Origin of the sequence: Paractinoplanes rhizophilus, from assembly GCF_042664765.1 — a bacterium.
GTDB lineage: Bacteria > Actinomycetota > Actinomycetes > Mycobacteriales > Micromonosporaceae > Actinoplanes > Actinoplanes rhizophilus.
The window spans coordinates 1-1,461 of sequence record NZ_JBHTBJ010000106.1 but is presented as its reverse complement, the minus strand read 5'-3'; the positions used below and the strand labels follow the sequence as shown (position 1 = coordinate 1,461).

At 69.7% G+C, this 1,461-nt stretch carries 1 protein-coding gene; it reads right to left on the bottom strand.

All coding sequences use genetic code 11. The annotated features are described in order from the left end of the window. Positions 1-105 precede the first annotated feature (105 nt). Positions 106-1,140, bottom strand: coding sequence for a transposase domain-containing protein (locus ACFQS1_RS40400; RefSeq protein WP_378978358.1), 1,035 nt, complete (start codon positions 1,138-1,140; stop codon positions 106-108). Positions 1,141-1,461 lie beyond the last annotated feature (321 nt).

The following is a 1,461-nucleotide window of genomic DNA, read 5'->3' as shown; positions in this document are numbered from 1 at the left end:
ATCAGGACCTGATCACGGTGCCGCCGAAAACAAACAAGGGCAACCGTCCACGGTTGCCCTCTAACCGATCCTCATCCTCAACGCCGCTGGCCTACCCCAACCTGCTCATCCTGAGCGCCGTCGAACAGCGGGGTGACGCCGGTGGTCGAGCAGGGTGGTCAGGACGCGGTAGCGGCTGGTGGTGGTACGGCCGCCGCGGTCGCGGCTGGTGACGGTGAACTCGACCAGCCGGGCGAGCATCGGGCGTAGCCGGGGCAGGCCACGCTCGCCGCTGGTCTTGCGGCGGCGCGACAGCATCGCGTCGGACTCGACGAGCTCGACCAGCGCGGAGCCGTCCGGGAGTACCTCGACCAGTCGGGCGGGCAGGCTCCGGGCGCCGTTCTTGACCCGCCACAGCATCTGCGCCCCGGTGGCGGCGGCCCGGACCCAGCGGTCCATCGAGAAGAAGCCCCGATCGGCCAGGTTGATCGTGCCGGGCCGTAGCTCGCCGACCAGGTCGTCGGCCAGGGCCTGCTCGCTGATGCCGGATGAGCCGATCCGGGCGGCGAGCACCCATCGGATGCCGCAGACGATCACGGCGACCATCCGCGCCTGCGGGAACCGGCCGTTGGTGGGAGTGGCGAACCCGGACCGCATCTCGGCCGTGTCGGCCAGGTCGAACACCGTGCCATCGATCGCTGTCACCAGCAAGCCGAACGCGTACGATTCGGCTCCGACCGGTGGCATCGCCTGCGTGGCGGACGTGAACACCTGCCGCATGACCGCTGCCGGCACCCGGCCCCGGGCCTTCGACACCGCCGCGGCACTCGGTGTGCCCTCCACCCACGTGCGCGGGATCTTCGAGGTGGCCCGCGCGGCCACCACCGCCGTGCCCTCCCGCCGGAACAGGCACAGCCCGAGCACGATCATCACCGTGACCGCCCCGGTCAGCACCCGCTGCCGCGCATCGACATGCCCCGCCGCAGCCTGCGCCTGCTCGATCATCCCGGCATCAGCCAGCACTGGCCACAACCGGCCGGCCACCGGCGCGTCCAGCGTCCCGGCCTGAGCCGGCCCAGCGATCACCGCCGCCCGTAATACCCCACGCTGGTCAGCGGCCTGCGGCACCACACCGGCAGGCACCATGGCAGAATCGGCCACCGAAGCTCCTGGTCGGAACATGTTGATCTAGTCAATCCATGTCCTATCAGGAGCTTCTTCATGTTCTGTATCCGGGCCTCCCGCCAGCAGAAAACGGTCCTATTGGTTACGAAACGGCCTTGAGTTTAGGGCAGTGGCCCTGGACCCGGACATGCTGACCGCCGTGATCAGCGCGTGGCTGGCCAGCAGGCCCACGGTGGACATCCCGGCAGGCCGGCGGGCGATCGCGGTCGACGGGAAGACTCTGCGAGGTTCCCGCACCGCCGGCACGGGCGCCGATCATGTGATGGCTGCCTGCGACCAGGGCACCGGTGTGGTCCT